16 protein-coding genes and 2 riboswitches are annotated in these 15,135 nt (G+C 41.4%); of the genes, 12 read left to right on the top strand and 4 right to left on the bottom strand.

The window, feature by feature from the left end; translation table 11 throughout:
• Nucleotides 1–5: 5 nt before the first annotated feature.
• The 4 genes from C6Y03_RS03290 to C6Y03_RS03275 all read left to right on the top strand — a co-directional run bounded on the left by C6Y03_RS03290 (nucleotide 6) and on the right by C6Y03_RS03275 (nucleotide 3,269).
• A complete protein-coding gene (locus C6Y03_RS03290) occupies nucleotides 6–1,253 on the top strand; it encodes a glutamate-5-semialdehyde dehydrogenase (protein WP_106036731.1) in 1,248 nt (415 codons plus the stop codon).
• A 129-nt stretch (nucleotides 1,254–1,382) separates the two neighbouring features.
• Nucleotides 1,383–2,519 carry a Rap family tetratricopeptide repeat protein gene (locus tag C6Y03_RS03285; RefSeq protein ID WP_060596094.1) on the top strand — a complete coding sequence of 379 codons (1,137 nt, stop codon included), beginning with the start codon at nucleotides 1,383–1,385 and terminating at the stop codon, nucleotides 2,517–2,519.
• The gene (locus tag C6Y03_RS03280) at nucleotides 2,509–2,643 is read left to right on the top strand and encodes a phosphatase (RefSeq protein WP_066030994.1); all 135 of its coding nucleotides are present in this window, start codon (nucleotides 2,509–2,511) and stop codon (nucleotides 2,641–2,643) included. Before C6Y03_RS03285 ends, C6Y03_RS03280 begins: the two co-directional genes overlap by 11 nt.
• Nucleotides 2,644–2,840: 197 nt before the next feature.
• Entirely contained in the window at nucleotides 2,841–3,269 is a 429-nt protein-coding gene (locus tag C6Y03_RS03275) for an organic hydroperoxide resistance protein (RefSeq protein ID WP_060596095.1), read from the top strand.
• A 32-nt stretch (nucleotides 3,270–3,301) separates the two neighbouring features.
• On the opposite strand, the gene C6Y03_RS03270 is transcribed toward C6Y03_RS03275, so the two are convergent.
• On the bottom strand, nucleotides 3,302–3,748 hold the full coding sequence (locus tag C6Y03_RS03270) for a MarR family winged helix-turn-helix transcriptional regulator (protein WP_034662988.1): 447 nt from the start codon (nucleotides 3,746–3,748) through the stop codon (nucleotides 3,302–3,304).
• A 161-nt stretch (nucleotides 3,749–3,909) separates the two neighbouring features.
• On the opposite strand from C6Y03_RS03270, the gene ohrB reads away from it, so the two are divergent.
• Entirely contained in the window at nucleotides 3,910–4,326 is a 417-nt protein-coding gene (gene ohrB, locus C6Y03_RS03265; protein WP_034662985.1) for an organic hydroperoxide resistance protein OhrB, read from the top strand.
• 59 nt (nucleotides 4,327–4,385) lie between these two features.
• Here the strand turns inward: ohrB and guaD are convergent, their stop codons facing one another.
• From guaD to C6Y03_RS03250, 3 genes are all read right to left on the bottom strand, one after another.
• Nucleotides 4,386–4,856, bottom strand: coding sequence for a guanine deaminase (guaD, locus tag C6Y03_RS03260; RefSeq protein WP_034662982.1), 471 nt, complete (start codon nucleotides 4,854–4,856; stop codon nucleotides 4,386–4,388).
• A 138-nt stretch (nucleotides 4,857–4,994) separates the two neighbouring features.
• Complete coding sequence (metE, locus tag C6Y03_RS03255) at nucleotides 4,995–7,283, bottom strand: 5-methyltetrahydropteroyltriglutamate--homocysteine S-methyltransferase (RefSeq protein WP_106038814.1); 2,289 nt, start codon at nucleotides 7,281–7,283, stop codon at nucleotides 4,995–4,997.
• A gap of 153 nt (nucleotides 7,284–7,436) precedes the next feature.
• Nucleotides 7,437–7,628: riboswitch (cobalamin riboswitch) on the bottom strand.
• A gap of 112 nt (nucleotides 7,629–7,740) precedes the next feature.
• Nucleotides 7,741–8,700 carry a S8 family peptidase gene (locus tag C6Y03_RS03250; protein WP_060596097.1) on the bottom strand — a complete coding sequence of 320 codons (960 nt, stop codon included), beginning with the start codon at nucleotides 8,698–8,700 and terminating at the stop codon, nucleotides 7,741–7,743.
• Between the two features lie 434 nt (nucleotides 8,701–9,134).
• Here C6Y03_RS03250 and C6Y03_RS03245 point away from each other — a divergent pair, with 434 nt between their 5' ends.
• The 7 genes from C6Y03_RS03245 (at nucleotide 9,135) to C6Y03_RS03215 (ending at nucleotide 15,123) form a co-directional block, all read left to right on the top strand.
• Nucleotides 9,135–9,821: a response regulator transcription factor gene (locus tag C6Y03_RS03245; RefSeq protein WP_060596098.1), complete on the top strand. Its 687-nt coding sequence runs from the start codon at nucleotides 9,135–9,137 to the stop codon at nucleotides 9,819–9,821.
• Between the two features lie 3 nt (nucleotides 9,822–9,824).
• On the top strand, nucleotides 9,825–11,174 hold the full coding sequence (locus tag C6Y03_RS03240) for a HAMP domain-containing sensor histidine kinase (protein ID WP_106038813.1): 1,350 nt from the start codon (nucleotides 9,825–9,827) through the stop codon (nucleotides 11,172–11,174).
• Between the two features lie 67 nt (nucleotides 11,175–11,241).
• Complete coding sequence (locus C6Y03_RS03235) at nucleotides 11,242–11,931, top strand: PepSY domain-containing protein (protein WP_106038812.1); 690 nt, start codon at nucleotides 11,242–11,244, stop codon at nucleotides 11,929–11,931.
• Nucleotides 11,932–12,024: 93 nt separating this feature from the next.
• The gene (locus tag C6Y03_RS03230; RefSeq protein WP_034662966.1) at nucleotides 12,025–12,543 is read left to right on the top strand and encodes a PepSY domain-containing protein; all 519 of its coding nucleotides are present in this window, start codon (nucleotides 12,025–12,027) and stop codon (nucleotides 12,541–12,543) included.
• Between the two features lie 76 nt (nucleotides 12,544–12,619).
• A complete protein-coding gene (locus C6Y03_RS19105; protein WP_003212346.1) occupies nucleotides 12,620–12,760 on the top strand; it encodes a hypothetical protein in 141 nt (46 codons plus the stop codon).
• A gap of 132 nt (nucleotides 12,761–12,892) precedes the next feature.
• Nucleotides 12,893–13,056, top strand: a riboswitch (M-box (ykoK) riboswitch).
• 208 nt (nucleotides 13,057–13,264) lie between these two features.
• Entirely contained in the window at nucleotides 13,265–14,623 is a 1,359-nt protein-coding gene (mgtE, locus tag C6Y03_RS03220) for a magnesium transporter (protein WP_034662959.1), read from the top strand.
• A 101-nt stretch (nucleotides 14,624–14,724) separates the two neighbouring features.
• Nucleotides 14,725–15,123, top strand: a complete 399-nt coding sequence (locus C6Y03_RS03215; RefSeq protein ID WP_106038811.1) for a hypothetical protein — start codon at nucleotides 14,725–14,727, stop codon at nucleotides 15,121–15,123.
• The last annotated feature ends 12 nt before the right edge of the window (nucleotides 15,124–15,135 follow it).

Genomic DNA, 15,135 nt, shown 5'->3' with positions numbered 1-15,135 from the left:
ATACGATGAATGAAGTTCTTGAAAAAGCAAAAAAAGCAAGTACAGCCAAAGATCAGCTGCTGCTAAAAACGACGGAGCAAAAAAATGCAGCTTTACATGCCATCGCAACTGCACTTAAAGCATCTTCCGCTTATTTATTGGGGGAGAATAAAAAGGATGTTCAGGCTGCTGAGGAAAATCAGTTCACGCCTTCTGTTATTGACCGGATTACACTCACAGAAGAGAGAATTGACGCCATTGCAGACGCTACTCTTCAGCTGATTCACTTAAAAGACCCAATTGGTGAAACATTAGAAACCATTCAAAAAGAAAACGGTCTGTTCATCGAAAAGGTGCGTGTGCCTCTCGGAACGGTTGGAATGATTTATGAAGCAAGGCCAAACGTGACAGTAGATGCTGCCACCCTTTGCCTCAAAACTGGGAATGCTGTTATTCTTCGCGGGAGCTCCTCTGCCATTCATAGTAATAAAGCGATTGTCAAGGTGATCCATGAAGCGCTTCAGACAACGGATATTCCAGTAGACAGTGTGCAATTGATTGAAGATACAGGCCGTGAAACGGCGAAAACGCTTTTCACTTTAAATGAATATCTGGATGTCCTTATTCCGCGCGGCGGGAAAAATTTAATTGATCTTGTCGTGAGAGAGTCTACCGTGCCAGTGCTTGAGACAGGTGCAGGGAACTGTCATATCTATATTGATGAAACAGCGAAAAACGAAATGGCTGAGCAGATTGTGCTGAATGCTAAAACCCAAAGGCCATCTGTTTGCAATGCGATTGAGAGCATTGTCATTCATGAAACATGGGCAAAAACATATGGCGCTTCGTTATTTGAAGCCCTGCATGCAAATGGGGTAGAGATACGGGGCGATGAAGCCGTATGTGCCCTTGCGCCTAGTGCTTCATTAGCGACAAAAGAGGACTATGAAACAGAGTTTTTAGCGCCGATTGTCAGTATTAAAATCGTAGAGAGCATAGAAGAAGCGATTCAGCATATTCAAACGTATAGCTCCAAGCACTCTGAAGCGATCATTACGGAAAATGATCAGCATGCTTCACTTTTCTTAACAGCTGTCGATGCTGCCGCTGTCTATCACAATGCTTCTACTCGGTTCACAGATGGCTTTGAATTTGGCTACGGAGCAGAAATAGGGATTAGCACACAAAAACTGCATGCAAGAGGGCCGATGGGTCTGCCGGCTTTAACCTCTGAAAAATTTGTCATTCGTGGTCAAGGACAAATAAGAGAATAACGAATTCAAAAGAGAGTCTTGTGACAGCAGGCTCTCTTTTTCCTTTCATTTCATTTTTGTATTTCTTCGGTCAAGTATGATAAAATATGGTAATGTTTTATATTTTGAGAAGATTGGAGAAGGCAACGTATGGCGAAAATCATTCCCTCTTCGGATATTGGAGTGAAAATCAACAAGTGGTATGAATTAATCCGCAGATTTGATTCAGAACAAGCAGAACAATTAAAGCAGGAAATTCGCACCTCTCTTGATTCAATGGAAGAAGATCAGAATTTGCTTCTCTATTTTTCTTTAATGGAATTCAGGCATGAGGTCATGCTCGATTACTTAAAGCCATTAAAGGAAGGAAAGCTTCGCGCCAACTTTTCCGAGCTTTCGAAAGAAATAGATGAGCATCAAACACATGTCACAGGCATGCTTGAATACTACTATCATTTTTTCAGAGGCATGTATGAATTTGGCCGTAGGCAGTATATTGCTGCCATCTCGTCTTATCAAAAGGCAGAGCACAAGCTTTCTTTTGTGTCAGATGATATTGAACGTGCGGAATTTCATTTTAAAATGTCAGAAATATATTATCACATGAAACAAACACATATCTCGATGCACCATGCCAAACTGGCGCTGGATGTCTATATTCAACATGAGCTATATGCGCTTCGCACGATCCAATGCGAATTTATTGTGGCCGGTAACTATGATGATATGAGAAGGCATGAAAAGGCATTACCACATCTCGAGAGAGCGCTTGCGAGATCAAGAGACTTTCAGAATGTGCGTTTTATTGCTTCCTCTTTGTTTAATATGGGCAACAGTTATTACCGAATGGGAGATCTTGACCGCGCACTCGAACTAATGAAAGAATCCATCTCGTTATTTGACCAAAATCAATCCGATCACCTTCGTCGATCTATAGACCCTCTTTATACCGCCGCTCAGATATTATACAAACAAGGTAAACACGAAGAAGCCTTACACTACAGAGAAGAATGTATGAAGCGAGCAGAAGCACTTCAGGATGATATTCATATTCAGAAGACGATATTTTTAGAAGCATTGTATTTAAAGCAAGATGCGGAGCATATTAAACGAATTTTTCATTTTTTAGAGTCTGCCTATGCATATCCAGATATAGAGGAGCTGGCATTAGACACCGCAAAGTATTATAATGAAATGGGAGATTATGAAAAATCTTCCATGTTCTACGGAGAAGCGGAACATGCTCGAATCTATATTCAGAGAGGGGATTGTTTATATGAATTTTAAAAAATGGGCAGTCGTCTGTACAAGCATCACCATCCTGGCGTTATGGCTGGCAGCAGCAAATACCGACCCGGATAACAGAAACCATACGCTAGAACAACCAAATGCGCAGCATGACATCATCTAAAAGCTCTTGTCAACAATCTGAAAGCCCTTATTCAAGGGCTTTTTTTACTGTCTAAAAATGAATCTGCGTGACATGCTCATAAAATAGAAGTGAGAAGGAAATCTTAGAAAAAGAGTGTTTATTCATTGACTCTTGAATTTAAATTGTGTACAATTCAATTGTAGAAAATATTATTAGAGAGAAAGAGGGTTATATTCATGTCAGATGTTTTATTTACTGCAACGGTATCAGCTGTCGGAGGAAGAGAAGGAAAGGTTGTTTCAACCGATGGTGTGCTTGAGCATGATGTAGCAATGCCTGGAACACCAAGAGCGAAAAAACTTGAAAAAGCAACAAATCCAGAGCAATTATTCGCAGCAGGCTACTCTGCATGTTTTGATTCAGCCCTTCAAATGGTCGCGAGACAAGAGCGTATCCGTTTTGAAAGTGAAGTAACAGCACATGTGAGCTTAGTGAAAGATAGTTCAGATGGCGGCTTCAAACTAGGCGTTAAGCTAGAAGTAAAAGGAACTGGAATCGAGCAATCAGCATTAGATGAGCTTGTTCATAAAGCACATGGCGTATGCCCATATTCAAAAGCAACTCAAGGAAATATCGAAGTAGAACTAGTAGCTGTCGCACAATAATTGACATCATAAAAGGCTGAGGGAATGTTCCCTCAGCCTTTTGGTTGTGTTAATTTTTGCAAAAGCTCATGCAAAGAGGCGCGCAGCGTTTTTAACTCTTCTTCCGATCTGCCTGTCCCAGACAGCATATGAAATGGAATCGCAGTAGCCTTCTCTTTTAGTTGTTCGCCATATTCCGTTAAACGAATTTGCACAGAACGTTCATCCTCTTTCGAGCGCTCGCGGATGATGAGTCCGTTTTGCTCCATCCGTTTCAGCATAGGTGTGAGTGTACCGGAGTCTAAATATAAAAGCTCTCCCATCGTTTTCACATTTAATGTCCCATGCTCCCACAATAAAAGCAGTGCCAAATATTGCGGATACGTAATGTCTAACTCTTCTAATAACGGTTTATATTGCTTCGTCATCTCTCTTGAACTTGCATATAACAAGAAACAAAGCTGATTTTCCAGCTTCATATGCTCGAATTCATTTGTCATGTCAGTCACCAACTATTTTTTGTCATACTTATTATTGTATAAGATTTTCTTCCTTTTTAAAATAAATACAGCCCAAAAATGAAAAATTCTTTAATGTGCGATAAATGTTTGAGAAATGGATAGAACGTGAAAAGAATAAATAGATAAAGGAGGAGATGAAGATGAAACCATTATTCACAGCAAAAGTAAAGGCGCAGCATGGAAGAGCTGGACATGTTCGTTCAGAAGATGGTGTACTCGATCATAACATTGTCATGCCTAATGCAAAGAAAGACGGAGAAACTGGTACGAATCCAGAGCAATTATTTGCAGCCGGCTATGCAGCTTGTTTCGGAGGGGCACTTGAACAAGTAGCGAAGAAGCAAGGGATAGACATTGAATCAGAAGTAGAGGGACATGTCAGTCTTTTAAAAGATGAAAGTGATGGCGGCTTTAAGCTTGGTGTCAAGCTGATTGTGTCTGCAAAAGGCCTTGACCATGACAAAGCGAGAGAGCTTGTTGAGGCTGCGCATGAATTCTGTCCATATTCAAAAGCAACAAGAGGGAACATCGAAGTAGAGCTTGAAGTGGCTGAATAAAAAAGGTTTTCTATCACGCTGAAAATCAGAAACACCTGCTGGTAAGCAGGTGTCTTTTTTTAATATTCTTTCTTTTGTTCGTATGTTTCCCAAGCTTCAAACGGTGCAAGGGTTTTTTGAAGTGTCAGCTGGTAAAATGGAATATTTCTTGATTCGTAATCCTTGTTGATTTCTTCATAAATAAACGAGTCATCAAAACCAGAAGTCGCTGCATCCTGATGTCCAGCAGCAAAATACACGGCTTTTGGTCTAGCCCAGTAAATAGCGCCAAGGCACATCGGGCAAGGCTCACAGCTTGTATATAAAATACAATCTTCTAATTGGTATGTATGTAGCGTCTGGCACGCCTTTCGAATAGCTGTGACTTCTGCATGTGCGGTTGGATCATTTGTTGTTGTCACATTGTTGCTTCCCTCGGCAATAATCTGTCCATCCTTGACAATGACTGCTCCAAAAGGGCCGCCAGTACCACTATTGACTCCTTCTACTGCAAGATCAATTGCGCGTTGTAAAAAATCTTCGTGATTCATTGTCTTCCTCCCTTTGTTCGACTGACTTCTCTAGTATAAACGAATCATGCTAGAAAAGGAAACATCCTAGTAGATGGTCAAACAGGACAATCTGCGCATAAAAACCCCCGCCATGTTCGGCAGGGGAGAGGGAATCAATTATGCATGCTGCGCCAGCTTTTTACGAGCGACTTCAGCAGCCGTCACCATGTTTTTCAAAGTATCAATGGTTTCAGGCTCTTGTCTCGTTTTTAGACCACAGTCAGGATTCACCCAGAAGCGATCTGTCGGACATACGTTCAGCGCATCATCAATGATTTGACTCATTTCTTCGACAGATGGAACGCGCGGGCTATGAATGTCATATACACCAAGTCCAAGTCCTTTCAAATACGGATGCTTTTCTAAGTAATCGAGGAATCCGCCATGACTGCGTGAATGTTCAATCGTAATTACGTCGGCATCAAGGTCTTCGATCGTATCGACAATATCCTCGAAGTTACTGTAGCACATATGTGTATGAATTTGCGTTTCATTTTGAACAGATGATGTTGATAGTCGGAACGACTCTGCTGCCCAGTTTAAATATTCTGCCCAATCACTTTCTTTGAGTGGAAGACCTTCTCTTAGCGCAGGTTCATCCACTTGAATAACTTGAATCCCTGCTTCTTCTAACGCTTCTACCTCTTTACGTAATGCGAAAGCGATTTGGAAGGCAATGTCTTTCCGGGAAATATCTGTTCTTGGGAAAGACCAGTTTAAAATGGTGACAGGTCCTGTCAGCATTCCTTTGACCTTTTTCTCCGTTAAGCTTTGTGCGTAAACCGTCTCTTTCACGGTCATTGGCGCTGTAAACTCGACATCTCCATAAATGATTGGCGGCTTCACGCAGCGTGATCCGTAGGATTGTACCCAAGCAAATTTCGTAAAGGCAAATCCGGCTAGCTTCTCACCGAAGTATTCAACCATATCTGTCCGCTCAAATTCCCCATGTACGAGAACGTCCAGACCGATTTCCTCCTGAATATCAATCCATCTTTTTGTTTCTTTCTTAATAAATTCATCATATTCTGCATCTGTCCACTCATTTTTACGCCATTTTTGACGAGCACTGCGCACTTCAGCAGACTGCGGGAAGCTGCCAATGGTTGTTGTTGGCAAGAGCGGCAGTTCAAGAGATTCGTTTTGGATACGAAGGCGCTCTTCAAAGGCAGCTGGACGCTTAAAGTCTTTCGATGAAAGATTGTTGCGTTCTGCTGTGAAATCCGCATTGGTTCCTTTTGCAAATTCTTTTAAAGTAAGAAGTGCTTGCGTGGCTTCATTGATGGCGGCTTCAATCGCTGCGGCTCCTTTTGTTAAGCCTTCTTTTAATGTTGTTAATTCATCCAGCTTTTCAGTGGCATAAGACAGTCCGTTTAATAGTTTCTCTTCAAGCTGTTCGCTTGGGTGTTTTGCAACTGGTACATGCAGCAAACTGCTTGATGGCTGCAGCCATACTTCCTTCGGCTGAGCGTCAGCAATGACCTCAGAAATGAATGACAATCTTTCTCCAAGATCTGATCTCCAAATATTTCTTCCATCAATGACGCCTGCTGCTAAAATTTTATCTTTCGGAAAGCCATGCTTTTTCACTTGATCAAGATTGCGCCCTTGATCATGGACAAAATCAAGACCGATGGCTTCAACAGGATATGTGACAAGCTCTTCATAGGCATCTACTGAATCAAAGTATGTTTGAAGAAGAATGTTTAAGGCAGGTACGGCTTCTTTAATCGTTTGATAGATTTCTTTTACGGCTTTCACGTCTTCATATGAAGCGGTGACAAGTGCTGGCTCATCAATTTGAACCCATTTGACGCCAGCTTCTTCAAGTTCTTTTAAAACCTGAGTATAAAGCGGCACGAGACGCTGCTGAATCTCTTTTACTTCATTTGGTTCATAGCCTTTAGAAAGTGAGACAAATGTATAAAGACCAAGTACAACAGGTTTTGTTTCAACACCAAACGCCGTTTTCACCTTTTCGTAAGCTTCAAGCGGTTTGTTATGTGTGAGTTTGAATTCGGTGCTTTTTTCGTATTCTGGAACGATGTAGTGATAGTTTGTATTAAACCATTTTGTCATTTCACTTGAGACAGCATCTTTTGTTCCTCTTGCCATCGCAAAGTATGTATCTAGCGGGTCTTTTAAGCTGCGGAAGCGCTCTGGAATCCAATTGAACATGACAGCAGTATCGAGCACGTGATCGTAGAAGGTAAAATCTCCAGAAGGAACAACATCAATTTGTTGATCAATTTGCGTTTTAATGGCCGTTAAAAATTGTTCATCCAGTGTGCTTAAGAGGGTTTCGCGGTCTGTTTGACCTTTCCAATAAGACTCAAGTGCTTTTTTCCATTCTCTGTTTAAACCAATTCGCGGAAAACCTAGATTACTTGTTTTAACAATTGTCAATTCCAATTCCTCCTCTAAATATAAAAAGACATTTACACTCATGGCGAAGATTGATGAGGGCAAATGTCTGGTTTAAAAAGACAAAATGTGTGTGCGAAATAAGGCGTGAGCATAACTGACGCTTTTTCCGACATCTCCTATCAACCGTAGGGGGTTTGATGTGATAGAGCGGCTGGTATCCTGGCTGGTGAATCTGCAAGCTTTTCATCCTTCCCATCCTTATGACAGTGGATTCATGAGAAAAGCTCTCCTCACTCACAGTGGCGGGACCGCGCCGGATTTTCACCGGCCTTCCCAATTAAAATTCGACGTGTGATCGAATTACCGACTCTCAAACTATGAATTTATTGTGTTCGATTATATAACGTCCACTTCATTTCGTCAAAGTAAATTTTGAATAATTTTAATTAAAAAAATCCTAAGAAAATTCAATCTATTCTCAGGATCTCTATTCAAGCTATAGAGATAAAAGATCTGCTTCCAATGTTTTTTCTAAAAGGACATCAGGCGCAGTTAAATATAAAAATCCATTTCCGACGAGGGCTTTCGACTGCTTCAGTGGAAGGGTTCTTCTGACAAGCTGAGCATAGACCTCAGGCTCTGTCAGCTTGCGCTGGAACGCTTCTTCCTCGGCATTTTTAATAATGGCTAGTGCACCGCTTACGTGAGGGGCGGCCATTGAGGTGCCTGTGAGTCTGCCGTATTTATGGTTAGGGAGAGTGGATAAAATGTCTTCTCCTGGAGCGACGAGGTCGATTTCTTTATTGGCATTGGAGAATTCAGAGGATTCTCTTGCAAGAGAGGCAGAGCCGACGGCAATGACTTCATTGTATGCTGCTGGGTAGGAGAACTCTTCTGTACGCTCGTCCCCGTCCCCTTCATTTCCTGCTGCGCACACAACAAGTACACCGCTTTTCACCGCGTTTTGAATGGCTTCCTGCAAGGCGGGCTCATTGCTTGGACCACCGAGAGACATGGAGATAATATCCACCTTCTGCTCAGCGGCATAGTTGATGCCATTAATGATCCATTCGTATTTCCCGCTGCCATTTTCACCGCCAAGAACTTTCACGATCAGCAGCTTGGCTTCAGGGGCAACCCCTAGAATTCCGCCATTTTGATCTGTTGCTGCAATCGTCCCTGCTACATGGGTGCCATGTCCGTTGTAGTCTTTCACATTTTCAGCATCTCCGTTGTCATCATCGGTAAAGTTCTTGCCTCCGATAATCTGATCTTTTAAGTCGGGATGCTCCGTGTCGCAACCTGTATCAAGGACAGCAATGGTTATGCCTTTTCCTTTGAAGCCACTTGACCAAAGTTCGGGTGCTTTAATCTCCTGAATACTTTCCGGCGTCTCTTTCGCTTCCATCACATTGGCTTTTACTTCATACGGAATTAAGCGAATTTCACCTTTCATAAGAAAGCCCTCCTTATTTTGTTTTCAAAGTAGATTCAGGCTGCGTAATGTTATTGTATAAAAGAAACTTTTGATCGGAAAGGGTAAATTGTAATAATTTTTCAAATAATCAATCTATTATCAAAAGTGCAGTTCTCCTCACTTCTTGACGAAAGAACTCAGCTTTTGAGGAAAACTCTTGATATCATATGAAAAAGGAGGATATGCTGCATAGTGAGCTTGCACCTGTCCAGATGAAAATGGGTGAAAAGGACTAAAAGAGGCAAACTAAAAAACAAGGAAATCAAGCATTAAATGCGATATAAAAAGTTTTTGTTCAAAAATAAATGTTTCTTTCATAAAAAATAGACGTGAAGATTGTGACTGTTCCAAATGCGAAAGGCAACATATAATAATGAAAAGACAAGCTTGCCTTTCAGATAGGAGAGATAGAGATGAACAAAGGGAAGATACTCGTAGTCGAAGATGAAAAGAAAATTGCAAGGGTGCTGTCACTAGAGCTTGAATATGAAGGATATGAGGTGACAGTCAAAGAGACTGGAATGGATGGACTTCAGGCTCTTGAAGAAGAAAGCTTCGATTTGGTGCTGCTTGACGTCATGCTTCCAGAATTAAGCGGTCTTGAAGTGCTGAGAAGGGTTCGAAAGACAAATACAGCGACACCTATTATGTTGATTACAGCAAGAGGAAGTGTTCCTGATAAGGTAAGCGGGCTCGATCTTGGGGCGAATGATTATATTACAAAGCCCTTTGACATAGAAGAATTATTAGCGCGAATTCGCGCGCAGCTAAGGTTGAATATTCATGCGCAAGAAGAGATGGAGACAGAGCTGAGCATAGCAGATTTGACTGTCAACGAGAAAACAAGAGACATACAAAGGGCAGGCCAAATGCTTGAACTCACACCGAGAGAATATGATCTGCTTGTCCACTTGCTGAAGCATCAGCAGCAAGTGCTCACAAGAGATCAGCTTTTAACAGCCGTTTGGGGTTTTGATTATTTTGGTGATACGAACGTGGTGGATGTCTATATCCGTTATTTAAGAAAAAAAGTCGATTACCCATTCGAAAAACAGCTGATTCACACAGTGAGAGGTGTGGGTTATGTGATGAAAGGATAAAGAATGAGATTAAAAAATAAGATCCAGCTTTATACGTCGTTGTCTTTGTTTTTAATGGTGCTCTTATTTCATACAGCCATTTATTTTATTTTTTCGATAACCTTGACGCAAAAAGATATGTCCCGGCTGTCTGAGGTGGCTGAAAATATCGCCATTGCTTTAAAAAAATCAGAAGAAGAAGGTCTTCCATCTTCGGAGCTTCTGAAAGCGTACTTGCCCCAAAATGGCATGATCCGTGTCGTGACAGAAACGGGTGAATCAAAGCTGACTGTCACAAAGGAGTCAACGTTTAGTTCACTGCCTTTCACATATGAATCTGGGCAGACAGCAGAAATCAAAGAATACAACAAGCATATGACTGCGTTCGCTGCGATTCCGGTCATTTGGACAAATGGAGAGATTGTGTCGCTTCAAGTATATGAAGAAATCGAAAATACGGAAGAGAATTTGGCGTTATTAAGAATGATTTTAATCGCTGCTGGCGTTTTAATTATAGTGCTTTCTTATTTTGCAGGCCACATTTTAACAAAACAAATCGTCCGGCCGATTAGTCGATTGACGAGCACCATGAAGGCAAGTATGAAGGAGAAGGCGTTTAAACGAATCAAACTAGCAGGCGATTCAAAGGATGAATTGTATCAAATGGGACAAACCTTTAATGAAATGTCAGAAATCCTCGAGAAGCATTATGAGAAAGAGCAGCAATTCTTGCATGATGCCTCTCATGAATTGAAGACACCGATTACCGTCATTATGAGCTACAGTAATTTACTAAAACGCTGGGGACAGACACGTCCAGAAGTTATAGAAGAATCCTCCCAAGCGATTCATGATGAAGCGAAAAAAATGAAAAGGCTGACAGATCAATTGCTGACACTGGCGAAAAATGGTCAGCCTCTATATGTGGATATGAAGCCAGTCGATCTTGGTCATTTGTGCAAGCAGATATGCCATACACTTGAAGTAGCCACCAATCGAACCATTCAAACTCATGTGCAAACAGATCAGCCGCTTATTGCGGAAGGAGACGAAGAGAAAATCAAACAGCTTTTGACCATCTTGATTGATAATGCGGTCAAATATAGTACAGAGCCAGTTGATGTGACATGCGGATGGGCGGGAGAGAAGCCGTTTATTTCAGTCGTTGACCATGGGATTGGCATAAAAGAAGAGGATTTGCCGAAAATCTTTGACCGCTTTTTCCGTGTGGATGAAGCAAGAAACAGTGAGACGGGCGGAACGGGTCTTGGTCTTTCAATTGCGAAGCAAATTGCAGAAGAGCATGGAGCTGAGCTGAAGGTAGACAGCCGAATCGGCGAAGGGACAACCATGACCATTCTTTTCCGGAAATAAAATAGGTCTTTTCTCATCAATTTCTCATTTCCTCCTTATAAAATAGGAAATAGGAAGGAGGCGCTGCATGTCTAGAAAAACAAAAATGGTGCTTGCGCTCGCAGGATGTCTCGTCGTTCTTGCTGCCTTTGCAATGCTCATGATTCAAACCATTGATCAAAAAATATTAAGTGAAGCAGAAATCAAAAAAATCATCGCAAAAGACTACAATGGAAACATTACAAATATTGATTTAATCAATCATAAACAGGACTATACATTGACGCTGGAAAATGCAAATGGCATCTATCAAATCATTGCATCTTCTGCAAGCGGTCAAATGAAAGAAATCAGACAGATCAAAAGCTATCAAAAGCCAAATGAAAAAAATGCTGAGCTCCAGGCAGAGGAAGCGGCTGTTAAAAAAGTAAGCGGTACTGTCATCCAAAAGAAAGAAAAGTCAGATCGTTTTATCTTTACGATCCAATCAAAAAAAGAATTATATCAAGTCGATGTCGACAAGCAAACGTTTAAGGTGCTTGAAGCAGAAAAGAAAAAACCAACCTCTAAAGAAAAGAAACTGACGAAAATCACGGTTGAAGAAGCCATCCGAATTGCGGTAAAAGAAGTCGGAGGGACAGTGGATGATGCAGATCTTGAAACATTTAGCGGTATGCTCGTCTTTGAGGTGGAGCTGGATTTGCCTGACGGGCGAGAGGCAGAGGTGCTTGTGAACGCATATACAGGAGACATTGAAGGTATTACGTACGAAAACTAATCCTTTTCTCATGATTTTCTCATGTTTCTTTCCTTTCTTTATCATCTTGTTTCTTTAAGATAAAGGAGAAATCAAATAGAGGAGGACATGAACATGATGAAAAAAGTACTAGTAGCTACAGCATTAACAGGAACTCTTGTCGCAGGTGGTTTCACACTTCAAGCGCAAAATACAAATCAAACAGCACACGCGGAGCAAGTGGTGCAAAAGAAATCTTCGTTTGTCTCTAAGAAACAAGCAGAAAAAGCAGCCCTAAAAGTGGTGAAAGGGTATGTGGACGATGTGGATCTTGAGCGTAAAAAAGGAAAATGGGTGTATGAGGTCGAGATTAAAAAAGGCGGCTTTGAATATAAAGTATATGTCGATGCGAAAACAGGAAAAGCGCTGAACGATCCAGTCAAAGAAAAGAAACAGAATGTGAAAATCACTAAAAAGCAGGCTGAAAAAATTGCCCTTGCAAAAGTAAAAGGAACAGTCACAGATTCTGATTTAGATAAAGAAAATGGTGTGTACTTGTATGAAGTCGAAATCACCACACCAAACGGCGAGGAAGTTGATTTTGAGATTTCCGCTAAAACAGGCAAAATCCTGAAGCAAGAATGGGATGATTAAGCCATCACCAAACCTTACACTTTCATGTGTAAGGTTTTTTCATTGGGACAAACTACGGGAAAGGAGGCGAGAGAATATGAAGAAAAAAGAAGAAGAGCAGACAATGGACCATGCGGAATATGTTCCGCATCCTGATGGAGAAGGATATGCTTTGTTTTTGCATGATTCCTTTCATCTCCTCTCCCAAGAGGATATGAATCAGCCAGAAGAGGAATAAAAGACATGAAAGGGCGATGGTCAACTTTGTCTATCGCTCTTTTTTTCAAAAGTAAGCGAATACATGAGGAAACTTGGCATCTTGCTTATTGACATCACTGCGCTTTTTCTGTAATCTCAGTGTGTCAACAATATGAGACTTCGTTAGGTGAGGCTCCTGTATGGAGATACGCTGCTGCCCAAAAATGTCCAAAGACGCCAATGGGTCAACAGAAATCATCGACATAAGGTGATTTTTAATGCAGCTGGATTTTTCCTATGCCATACAGTGCTAAAGCTCTACGATTGAAGGAGCAAGTGTTTATTTTGTTATGCTTACAAAGCGCCTTCATTCGGTTGAAGGTGCTTTTTTATGGGAAAAGGAGGTGTGGGGATGGATCATCCCGATTCGAGACACATAGAGAATATGTCAAAAGATCAGATTGAGACATCAGATAGAGGAGATCCTGACCCCCGCACATTCTAAGGGATTCGGGTATCTCCTGACTTTGGGGAGGTAACAGCGATGATACAAAATATTACGTACGATGAACTCATTTTACGCATCATTATTTTACTAAGAGATGGAAAACGCAAAGAATTTAAAAACATCATGGAAGAACTTCAGCCATATGATATGGCCTACTTATTTAAAGAGCTTCCAGAAAAACACCGCGGCCGCTTCCTCAGCTTTTTACCAGTCGATGACGTGACAGAAATGATGGGTGAGCTGGAGCGGGAATACCAAGAAATCGTTCTTGAAAAAGTAGGGAAAGACAAAGCTACCTTCGTCACAAACAAAATGGATAACGATGATCTAGCCAACTTGTTTGATGAGATGGAGGATGAGCTAAAGGATCAGCTTTTATCTAACATGGAAGCAGAGGAATCAAAGGCCGTCCAGCTTCTTATGAATTACCCTGCTGAGACAGCGGGACGGATCATGACCAACCGGTACGTTTGGATTCCTCAGCATTATACGGTGCAGGATGCCGTTGTGAAGCTGAAAAGCTTTGCAGAAATTGCGGAATCAATCAACTATTTATATGTGATTAATGATCAAAAACAGCTTGTAGGCGTTCTCTCATACCGTGATCTCATTTTAGGTGAACCGGATGAAAAGGTGCAGGATCTCATGTTTACAAGAGTCATTGCCGTTGGAGCCTTTCAAGATCAGGAGGAAATCGCAAAGCTGATTGAACGGTATGATTTTCTTGCCATTCCTGTTGTGGAAGAGAACAATGTCCTAGTCGGAATCGTTACAGTCGATGATATCATTGATGTTGTCATTCAAGAGGCAGGCGAAGACTATGAGAAGTTTGCTGCCTCTGGTAAAGATATTACGTTCGACACGCCGGCATTTGTGGCGGCATACCGCCGTCTTCCATGGCTCATTCTGCTCTTGTTCATTGGGCTGATTTCAGGCAGTATTTTAAATTATTTTGAAGATACCCTTCAGCAAGTCGTTGCTTTAGCGTTCTTCATGCCGATGATTGCCGGGATGACAGGGAATACAGGGACACAGTCTCTTGCCGTCGTGATTAGAGGGCTTTCAAAAGAAGAATTAACGAAAAAAACCATTATGCGTCTTATTTTTAGAGAGCTGAGAACAAGTATTTACATTGGGATCGTCTGTTCCATTATTATTACAGTCGTCGCAATGGTGTGGCAGGGCAATATGATTTTAGGTTTTGTTGTCGGCTCCTCACTGCTTGCAACACTGATTATTGGGACAATGGCAGGTACGGTCGTGCCGATTATTTTACACAGATTAAACGTGGACCCAGCCATTGCATCTGGCCCGCTGATCACAACATTGAATGATATTCTATCCTTACTGATCTATTTTGGAATTGCAACAGCATTCCTTCATACACTGATGTAGCAAGAAGACTGTAAAACGTTACGTTTTACAGTCTTTTTTGAATAAAGATTGCATATAGCGCTTCCATCCTTTACATTTTAAGGAGAAGGTGGGAGAGAAAAATGAAGAAGTTTTTATTCATTTTGATGTGCATGGTATTGCTAGGTGCATGTTCAAGGGAAGACGAGGGGAAAGACAGAAGACTTGTGGCAGCAGAGTATATGATTGAAGCGATTACCGAAGGAGATAAACGAAAAATAGAAAACATCTATGTTGAAGGTGCTGTCCCAAGCCCAAATGACATTCTAAAGCTGAAAAAGGAATGGGGCATAGAGACGCTTTCTTATGAAGATTTTCAATTGGAAGAAGCCAGCATTCACGTCTTTCATGCGAATTACGAAGATGAAAAAAAAGGGGAGAAAAAGGCACTTGCCATGCGGGTAATAGAAGATCCTGAAAAAGGCGGTGTACGGATTGACTTTGTAGGGGTCGTTGAAGGAACTGACGCTTCCTCTCAATGAAAAATTTTATTA

The organism is Bacillus sp. LNXM65, from assembly GCF_002998575.1.
GTDB lineage: Bacteria > Bacillota > Bacilli > Bacillales > Bacillaceae > Bacillus.
The sequence above is the reverse complement of the archived record's forward strand: the minus strand, read 5'-3'. Positions and strand labels throughout refer to the sequence as shown.

Coding starts and splice junctions, on each gene's coding strand:
- C6Y03_RS03215 (WP_106038811.1), top strand. CDS start 14,725: ATGAAGAAGTTTTTATTCATTTTGATGTGCATGGTATTGCTAGGTGCA.
- ohrB (WP_034662985.1), top strand. CDS start 3,910: ATGAAACCATTATTCACAGCAAAAGTAAAGGCGCAGCATGGAAGAGCT.
- C6Y03_RS03275 (WP_060596095.1), top strand. CDS start 2,841: ATGTCAGATGTTTTATTTACTGCAACGGTATCAGCTGTCGGAGGAAGA.
- C6Y03_RS03270 (WP_034662988.1), bottom strand. CDS start 3,748: ATGACAAATGAATTCGAGCATATGAAGCTGGAAAATCAGCTTTGTTTC.
- C6Y03_RS03250 (WP_060596097.1), bottom strand. CDS start 8,700: ATGAAAGGTGAAATTCGCTTAATTCCGTATGAAGTAAAAGCCAATGTG.
- C6Y03_RS03235 (WP_106038812.1), top strand. CDS start 11,242: ATGTCTAGAAAAACAAAAATGGTGCTTGCGCTCGCAGGATGTCTCGTC.
- guaD (WP_034662982.1), bottom strand. CDS start 4,856: ATGAATCACGAAGATTTTTTACAACGCGCAATTGATCTTGCAGTAGAA.
- C6Y03_RS03280 (WP_066030994.1), top strand. CDS start 2,509: ATGAATTTTAAAAAATGGGCAGTCGTCTGTACAAGCATCACCATCCTG.
- mgtE (WP_034662959.1), top strand. CDS start 13,265: ATGATACAAAATATTACGTACGATGAACTCATTTTACGCATCATTATT.
- C6Y03_RS03245 (WP_060596098.1), top strand. CDS start 9,135: ATGAACAAAGGGAAGATACTCGTAGTCGAAGATGAAAAGAAAATTGCA.
- C6Y03_RS03240 (WP_106038813.1), top strand. CDS start 9,825: ATGAGATTAAAAAATAAGATCCAGCTTTATACGTCGTTGTCTTTGTTT.
- C6Y03_RS03230 (WP_034662966.1), top strand. CDS start 12,025: ATGATGAAAAAAGTACTAGTAGCTACAGCATTAACAGGAACTCTTGTC.
- C6Y03_RS19105 (WP_003212346.1), top strand. CDS start 12,620: ATGAAGAAAAAAGAAGAAGAGCAGACAATGGACCATGCGGAATATGTT.
- C6Y03_RS03290 (WP_106036731.1), top strand. CDS start 6: ATGAATGAAGTTCTTGAAAAAGCAAAAAAAGCAAGTACAGCCAAAGAT.
- C6Y03_RS03285 (WP_060596094.1), top strand. CDS start 1,383: ATGGCGAAAATCATTCCCTCTTCGGATATTGGAGTGAAAATCAACAAG.